7 protein-coding genes and 2 rRNA genes are annotated in these 7,186 nt (G+C 54.2%); 3 read left to right on the top strand and 6 right to left on the bottom strand.

The features are described 5' to 3' along the window. From D467_RS0118765 to D467_RS0118755, 3 genes are all read left to right on the top strand, one after another. Positions 1 to 247, top strand: a 23S ribosomal RNA gene (locus tag D467_RS0118765); the annotation flags it as partial. Positions 248 to 372: 125 nt separating this feature from the next. Beyond that, positions 373 to 488: ribosomal RNA gene (gene rrf, locus D467_RS0118760) — 5S ribosomal RNA — on the top strand. 194 nt (positions 489 to 682) lie between these two features. After that, positions 683 to 2,014: a deoxyguanosinetriphosphate triphosphohydrolase gene (locus D467_RS0118755; protein WP_018919081.1), complete on the top strand. Its 1,332-nt coding sequence runs from the start codon at positions 683 to 685 to the stop codon at positions 2,012 to 2,014. Positions 2,015 to 2,025: 11 nt separating this feature from the next. Here D467_RS0118755 and D467_RS0118750 read toward each other — a convergent pair whose 3' ends face one another. From D467_RS0118750 to D467_RS0118725, 6 genes are all read right to left on the bottom strand, one after another. After that, on the bottom strand, positions 2,026 to 2,934 hold the full coding sequence (locus D467_RS0118750; protein WP_018919080.1) for a nuclease-related domain-containing protein: 909 nt from the start codon (positions 2,932 to 2,934) through the stop codon (positions 2,026 to 2,028). A gap of 59 nt (positions 2,935 to 2,993) precedes the next feature. Further along, entirely contained in the window at positions 2,994 to 3,368 is a 375-nt protein-coding gene (locus D467_RS0118745) for a translation initiation factor Sui1 (protein WP_018919079.1), read from the bottom strand. A gap of 2 nt (positions 3,369 to 3,370) precedes the next feature. Then, positions 3,371 to 4,069 (bottom strand): HAD family hydrolase, encoded by a 699-nt coding sequence (locus D467_RS0118740; RefSeq protein ID WP_018919078.1) that lies wholly within the window; start codon positions 4,067 to 4,069, stop codon positions 3,371 to 3,373. 308 nt (positions 4,070 to 4,377) lie between these two features. Continuing rightward, positions 4,378 to 4,728 carry a hypothetical protein gene (locus D467_RS0118735; protein WP_018919077.1) on the bottom strand — a complete coding sequence of 117 codons (351 nt, stop codon included), beginning with the start codon at positions 4,726 to 4,728 and terminating at the stop codon, positions 4,378 to 4,380. A gap of 138 nt (positions 4,729 to 4,866) precedes the next feature. Continuing rightward, positions 4,867 to 5,931 carry a class II fructose-bisphosphate aldolase gene (gene fba, locus D467_RS0118730; RefSeq protein WP_018919076.1) on the bottom strand — a complete coding sequence of 355 codons (1,065 nt, stop codon included), beginning with the start codon at positions 5,929 to 5,931 and terminating at the stop codon, positions 4,867 to 4,869. 67 nt (positions 5,932 to 5,998) lie between these two features. Then, positions 5,999 to 7,168 carry a phosphoglycerate kinase gene (locus D467_RS0118725; protein WP_018919075.1) on the bottom strand — a complete coding sequence of 390 codons (1,170 nt, stop codon included), beginning with the start codon at positions 7,166 to 7,168 and terminating at the stop codon, positions 5,999 to 6,001. Positions 7,169 to 7,186 lie beyond the last annotated feature (18 nt).

The raw sequence follows: 7,186 nt of genomic DNA, 5'->3' as shown, positions 1-7,186 counted from the left end.
CGAGAGGACCGGAGTGGACGACCCTCTGGTGTTCCGGTTGTCACGCCAGTGGCATTGCCGGGTAGCTATGGTCGGACGGGATAACCGCTGAAAGCATCTAAGCGGGAAGCCCCCTTCAAGATGAGACATCCCTGAGGCCTAGAGCCTCCTGAAGGGCCCAGCGAGACCAGCTGGTTGATAGGCACGGTGTGGACGCACTGCAAGGTGTTGAGCTAACGTGTACTAATGGCCCGTGAGGCTTGACCCTATAACACCCAAGGGGTCTGGTCGTAGTGTTAACGATGAATACCGGATACGCGCGCTGAGCGAGAAACCGCTTGGCACGAGAGACGCTCACAGAACACGTCAGCATGATAGACATTGACAGTTACGCCTGACGACCATAGCGAGCGTGAACCACCTGATCCCTTGCCGAACTCAGTAGTGAAACCGCTTAGCGCCGATGGTAGTGTGGGGTCTCCCCATGCGAGAGTAGGTCATCGTCAGGCACTTATTATGAAAAATCCCCCGGGGCTTGCGCCTTGGGGGATTTTTTTTGCCTGAAATATGAGACGTCCAGCGTAAAGAGTAAATAGAAAGCGCCTGGCGGCTGCCTTACACCTCACGACTTACCCTTCACTATCCACAACCTCACGTTAATTACCTAATCTGTGTCAAAATGCATGCCTTAAGGAGGATTGCCATGACACAAATGCGCTGGGACCAGCTACTTTCCCCTCGACGCCTGCACGATCAACGTCCGGATAACACGCGTGAAATTGGGCGTACCCCCTTTCATAAAGATCACGACCGAATTGTCTTTTCAGGTTCTTTTCGGCGCTTGGGGCGTAAAACCCAGGTGCACCCGCTAACCGAAAATGACCATATCCATACGCGGCTCACTCACTCACTGGAAGTCGGCTGCGTAGGCCGCTCTTTAGGCATGATTGTGGGCGAGCTGCTGCAGGATCGTCTGCCAGAATGGATTACGCCTGCAGATCTAGGGGTTATCGTACAAACGGCTTGCCTGGGTCACGATATTGGTAATCCTCCTTTCGGTCATGCCGGGGAGTATGCAATTCGCGACTGGTTTCGGCGTGGCCAGGGAAGCGGCTTGCTGGACGGTCTTTCTGAGGCTGAACGCGAAGATTTACTGACCTACGAAGGCAATGCGCAAGGTTTTCGGGTCATTACCCAAATTGAATATAACCAGTTCAATGGCGGTATGCGCTTATCGGCGGCAACCTTGGGTACGCTTCTGAAATATCCTTGGACCGTACGCTATGGCGGCCGGGCAGGTAAGTTTGGCTGTTATCAATCCGAGCAGGCGCTCCTGAAAGAAGTCGCTGAAGCGGTAGGCCTATTACCCCAGGGTGATCAGCGCTGGTGTCGTCACCCCTTGGCGTGGCTGGTCGAAGCCGCCGATGATATTTGTTACGCCTTGCTGGATCTGGAAGACGGTCTGGAAATGGGTATTTTACGTTACGAAGAAGTCGTGGAAATCCTGCGTCAAATTGCGGGTGAGTTTCCGCCTGAATATGAGGAAATGCAAAACCGTCAGGTGTCCCAGCGTCGACGCATTGCTTTACTGCGCGGTGCCGCCATGGAGCGTGCGGTAAACGAGGTGGGTGCGGTGTTTGTTCAGCATGAGCAAGCGCTATTGAGCGGTACGTTAAAAGATGACCTGCTTGAGCTGTGCCACCCTGATTTGGGATGGGGAGTACAGGCAGCCAAACAGCTGGCCCGCGAACGTATTTTCCAGAACGAGCGTAAGGCCAAACTTGAAATTGGGGCTTATACGACGTTGGGTATTCTCTTGGAAGCCTTTATTGGTGCGGCACATGAGCTGCACCATACAGGGCAGTCATCCTTCAAGCATCAACGTGTATTGGCATTGATTGGTGAGAATACGCCGCTACCGTCCTGGTCGCTTTACGATAGCTACCGGCGCATGCTGGACTTTATTGGCGGGATGACTGATCACTATGCGGTGGATCTTGCCCAGGAGATGGGCGGACGCCTACGCGGGGATTAAGCGATTAAGCATTAAACCGATGGCTGGCGGAGATGACTCAGCTCTACTAGCCTGGCCCGCTCCATTAACAGATAAATAATCTTGTCATGGATCGGGTCGCTCAGTGTGCCAGGTTTTAAGTCAGTAAGCTGCCTGGAAAGCTGCTCCCCACTGACCACCAGAACATCGCCAGTCGATTCGGTCGTGTCGATCTCCCAGCCCGGTAGCACAAGTACACCGCGTACAGGGACGGGTACACCGCAGCGCCGTTCAAGCCACTGGGTAAGCCAACTGACCGCTTGACGCGTTTTATGTAAAGGGCGGCGCTCATTCCAGTGCGGAAAGCGTAAGCGTTCACGCTCGACGACCACCTTGTTAAGCTCCCGCCCATCCGAGCCAATCGCCAATGCCCGTGCCCGGGTTTCCAAGACGAAAACACCGTGGGGTGTGACCACGACATGATCGATAGTAAAACTATCTGTGGGTACGTCATGGAATACGTAGTAGGGGTGGGCTTCGGGCCGGATAAGCCGCTCAAGCTCCTGGCCGACGGCCAGTTCGCAGGCAAGGCCGAGCTTCAACCGCCTGATGCGCTGGTAATCACGTACTAAAAGAAGCGAAAAAGCTAATACAAGCAGGGTGCTTAAAAGCCCATACAATGCCCACTCGACCCACTCCTGCCGACTTACAAACAGCATTCTGCCCATGCCGTATACCAGCGGGGCCAGACTAATAATTGGGCCTAAAGCACCGTTTAGAAAAAGGCTCGAAAAGGCTTGATCAAGGCGGTAGCGCAACGCTTGCCCAGGCTCACGCAGCGGCGCATTAAAAGGGGACTCAACGCGCGCGTCATGTAGACTGCGTAATGCGATGACGATGCCGCCCATCGCGGCCATTGGGAATAAAAAGATGAGCGGTAGCAGGTATTCCAGCCAAACCATTGCAGTGCCTTGCCCCTTTGCAGCCTACCTGATGGTAGGCCTGATAGTAGAGAGACCGGTTATCCGCCCGCAAGCTTAACCTGATAACCCTGTGCAGTTAACGCCTCGCGTAACGTATCGCGATGGTCGCCTTGAATCTCTATTATGCCATCTTTTACCGCGCCACCTGTGCCGCAGCGCTTTTTAAGCTTTTTAGCCAGGTCTTTTAGCTCGGCACCGGGCAAGGGGATCCCACTAATCGTGGTCACGCCTTTACCTTTACGGCCGCTGGTCTCACGGCGAATGCGCACAATACCATCTAGCCCGGCAATACGCGCCTGTTCGCTGCTCGCATCACAGCCGCAGGCATCTAGCGCTTCGCGACATTCCGGGCAGGTTTTGCCATGTTCGGTTGAATAAACAAGGCCGCCGAGCTGATCCCGTAAAGAAGCCATGACTATCCTCCGATAACACGTTGGCGGGCGGGCGAACGCCAGGCTTCGCGGTAGAGTCGTTCTATAACGGCGGGTAGCTGGTACATATTACTGATCATGATAGCGTTTTCAGGCGTCTCTTCGGCGTCGGGAAAGCGATTTAAATGAATGACTGTCATTCCGGCTTCAAGTGCTGCGCGAACGCCCACCAGAGCATCATCGATAGCGATGCAGTCATGTGCACTATAGCCCATGATACTGGCTGCGTGCAGATGTAAACAGGGCTCGGGTTTCCAGCAGTTGGCGGTATAGCCGCTAAACAGGCGATTGCCAAAATAATCGCTAAGGCCGGTGGCCTGAAGCGCCGTATAGATTTTGGTTTCAGGCCCGTTGGAGACAACCGCGCTTGGATAAGCGGCCAGCGCATCCAGCGCTTCGCCAGCACCGGCAATCAACGTTAGCTCTTCGGCAAGGCGGCTAGCCAGGTTTGCCCGCATCGTGTTTTCCATGCGGTTCAGCTGTTCCGGGTCTACATCGCCATAACGCTGCTGTAATTCGGCCACAATGCGTCGGAATCGGGCGCCGCGAAATTCGCCAAGATAATCGGTGGGGGCAAACGGTAATCCTACCGAGTTCAAGCCAATGGCCATCTCTTCGGCTAAAAGCGGTTCACTATCGACGAGGGTGCCATCACAGTCAAACAGCAAAAGTGGAAGCGGCATTGTGGTTCCTTGCAGCGACTCAAACGCTACCAGTGTTAGTTGAAGAGCCTGCCAAACGTCTATTGAACGAGATTTTTAGGCTTTTGTGAACACTGTTTCGTAATTTTTTGTAGCAAACACTGCATTAAGGCGTTGATGCAGGATTGGCGAAGAGTCGTACTCAAGGAGGGCAGTTAAGCAGGCCACTTAAGAAAAGCACGTAGGATAAGCACTTAAGCAATTTATTCAAGAGAGGCTTAAGTGAAACAGGCTTGAACGCGGAGGAGGGCATCGTCTTGAACAACACGATGCCCAGAAGCCATTAAATTTTAACGCGACAGGCGACGCGAATTGGCGCTACTACGACGATGATAGGGCTGCATGGCTTGGCGGCTGGTTACCCACCAAGGTGCGTGTTGGCCACTTAACATATTGAATAGTGCTTTTTGCATGGCAAGACCCGCTTCCATACTGGCATCGAGTTTCTCGGACACCATACGCTGGTTCTCTTTCATCATTTTGGGGCTGAAAAAAGGCTGCGTTTGCCATAACTGATTGCGCATGGTGATGGTCGACCAGGATGTAGTGCATAGCTCAAGTGCCATCAGGCCGACTTTCCAAGCATCAAACATTGCTGTAGGTGACATGAGAACTAAGGCAGGCTGGGTAGATTGTTTCATAAGCAGGCTCCGCAGGTGAACGTCTACTCAGTGTTGGCTTGTCGATGCTGCAATGCAATAACTATTTATGCTGGCCAGGCATTAGGCGCAAAAAAAGACGGCCAAAAGGCCGTCTTTTAATTTAGATTACGCGCGGGCTTACCTAACTTTAGGATCTAACTCGCCACGCTCGTAGCGGTTGAACATTTCTTCAAGGTTGATCGGCTTGATCTTGCTGGCGTTGCCTGCAGTGCCAAAAGCTTCGTAGCGAGCGATACACAGATCGCGCATGGCCGTCACGGTTTCCTTGAGGAATTTGCGCGGGTCAAACTCAGATGGGTTCTGAGCCATAAAGCGGCGCACGGCACCGGTAGATGCCAAGCGAAGATCGGTATCGATGTTGACCTTACGCACGCCGTGCTTGATGCCTTCAACGATCTCTGAAACCGGTACACCGTAGGTTTCTGGAATTTCACCACCGTACTGGTTGATCACCTCAAGCCACTCCTGCGGTACAGAAGAGGAGCCGTGCATGACCAGGTGGGTATCAGGAATACGCGCGTGGATCTCTTTGATGCGCTGGATAGACAGCGTATCGCCCGTCGGCGGCTTGGTGAACTTGTAAGCGCCGTGGCTGGTACCAATGGCGATCGCCAGTGCATCAACGTGGGTTGCTTTGACGAACTCGGCGGCTTCTTCCGGGTCGGTCAGAAGCTGTTCCATATCCAGCTTGCCTTCGGCGCCAATGCCGTCTTCTTCACCGGCCATGCCGGTTTCCAGGCTACCCAGGCAGCCAAGCTCACCTTCCACGGAAACGCCACAGGCGTGGGCCATTTCGACCGTACGACGCGTCACATCAACGTTGTAGGCGTAGTCGGTAGGCGTTTTGCCATCTGTACCCAGCGAGCCATCCATCATGACCGATGAAAAGCCCAGCTGGATAGAGCGCTGGCACACTGCCGGGCTGGTACCGTGATCCTGGTGCATAACCACCGGGATATGCGGGAACTCTTCAACTGCGGCCAAAATCAGGTGGCGCAGGAAAGGCGCACCCGCATATTTACGCGCGCCCGCCGAGGCTTGAACGATAACCGGCGAGTCGGTTGCGTCCGCCGCTTCCATGATGGCGCGCATCTGCTCAAGGTTATTAACGTTGAATGCCGGAATGCCGTAGCCATATTCGGCAGCGTGGTCGAGCATCTGACGCATGCTGATCAAAGCCATGGGATCACCTTCTTTAAGTTATCAGTGTGAACGAATGCGAAAATGTGCAGGTTCAATTCGTTTAATGTTAACCGCGTTTGGCGGCTGCTTCGAGCGCAACAACAGCAGGCAACTGCTTACCTTCAACGTACTCAAGAAATGCGCCGCCGCCGGTTGAGATATACGAAACGCGATCAGCAATAGCATATTTGTCGATGGCGGCTAACGTATCACCCCCGCCCGCAATAGAGAATGCTGAGCTGTCGGCAATCGCCTTGGAAATAACTTCAGTACCTTTACCAAACTGATCGATCTCAAACACGCCGACCGGGCCGTTCCACAAGATGGTGCCCGCATCTTTGAGCATACTGGCCAAATGCGCGGCAGTTTCAGGGCCAATATCCAGAATCATTTCGTTATCAGCCACCTGATCGACCGGTTTGACTACCGCCTCAGCGGACTCTGAAAACTCGGTCGCCACCACGACATCGGTAGGCAATGGAATCGATACTTTTTCCATGAGTGCTTTCGCCTGGGCAACCAGGTCGGCTTCATGGAGCGATTTGCCCACATTATAGCCCGCCGCGGCGATAAAGGTGTTGGCAATCCCGCCGCCGACGATCAGCTGGTCACACTTCACTGAAAGTGCATTGAGCACGTCGAGCTTGGTGGAGACTTTAGAGCCACCCACGATTGCCGCCATCGGGCGGGCCGGGTTAGCCAGGGCTTTTTCAAGCGCATCCAGCTCCTGGGCAAGCAGTGGGCCTGCGCAGGCACTGGGCGCAAAGCGGGCAACGCCATGGGTCGATGCCTGGGCACGGTGAGCCGTACCAAACGCGTCCATTACGAATACATCGCAGAGCGCTGCGTACTGTTTGGCGAGTTGCTCAGCGTCTTTCTTTTCGCCAACGTTGAAGCGCACGTTCTCCAGCAGTACGACATCGCCATTTTCAAGCGTTGGCGGTGTTTCAAGATAGTCGCTGACCAAGGTGACCTGCTGGCCTAGCAGGCCGCTTAAATGTTCTGCAACAGGCGCCAGGGAAAACTCATCGGCGGCCTCGCCTTCGGTTGGGCGACCAAGGTGGCTCATCAGCATCACCTTGGCGCCAGCATTCACGGCTGCCTGAATAGTGGGAAGCGCCGCTTTTAAACGCGCATCGCTAGACACTTTGCCGTGCTTGATCGGCACGTTAAGGTCTTCACGAATCAGCACGCGTTGCCCTTCCAAAGGCAGGTCAGTCATTTTTTGCACGTTCATGTGAGCGGTTTCCTCGTC

The sequence above is a fragment of the Vreelandella zhanjiangensis DSM 21076 genome (assembly GCF_000377665.1).
GTDB lineage: Bacteria > Pseudomonadota > Gammaproteobacteria > Pseudomonadales > Halomonadaceae > Vreelandella > Vreelandella zhanjiangensis.
Note: the sequence above shows the minus strand (reverse complement) of the source record. Positions and strands in the feature narration are given on the sequence as shown.

What these genes read in the sequence shown, in the direction of transcription:
- D467_RS0118755 (WP_018919081.1), top strand. Translation starts at nt 683, where the DNA reads ATGACACAAATGCGCTGGGACCAGCTACTTTCCCCTCGACGCCTGCAC.
- D467_RS0118750 (WP_018919080.1), bottom strand. Translation starts at nt 2,934, where the DNA reads ATGGTTTGGCTGGAATACCTGCTACCGCTCATCTTTTTATTCCCAATG.
- D467_RS0118745 (WP_018919079.1), bottom strand. Translation starts at nt 3,368, where the DNA reads ATGGCTTCTTTACGGGATCAGCTCGGCGGCCTTGTTTATTCAACCGAA.
- D467_RS0118740 (WP_018919078.1), bottom strand. Translation starts at nt 4,069, where the DNA reads ATGCCGCTTCCACTTTTGCTGTTTGACTGTGATGGCACCCTCGTCGAT.
- D467_RS0118735 (WP_018919077.1), bottom strand. Translation starts at nt 4,728, where the DNA reads ATGAAACAATCTACCCAGCCTGCCTTAGTTCTCATGTCACCTACAGCA.
- fba (WP_018919076.1), bottom strand. Translation starts at nt 5,931, where the DNA reads ATGGCTTTGATCAGCATGCGTCAGATGCTCGACCACGCTGCCGAATAT.
- D467_RS0118725 (WP_018919075.1), bottom strand. Translation starts at nt 7,168, where the DNA reads ATGAACGTGCAAAAAATGACTGACCTGCCTTTGGAAGGGCAACGCGTG.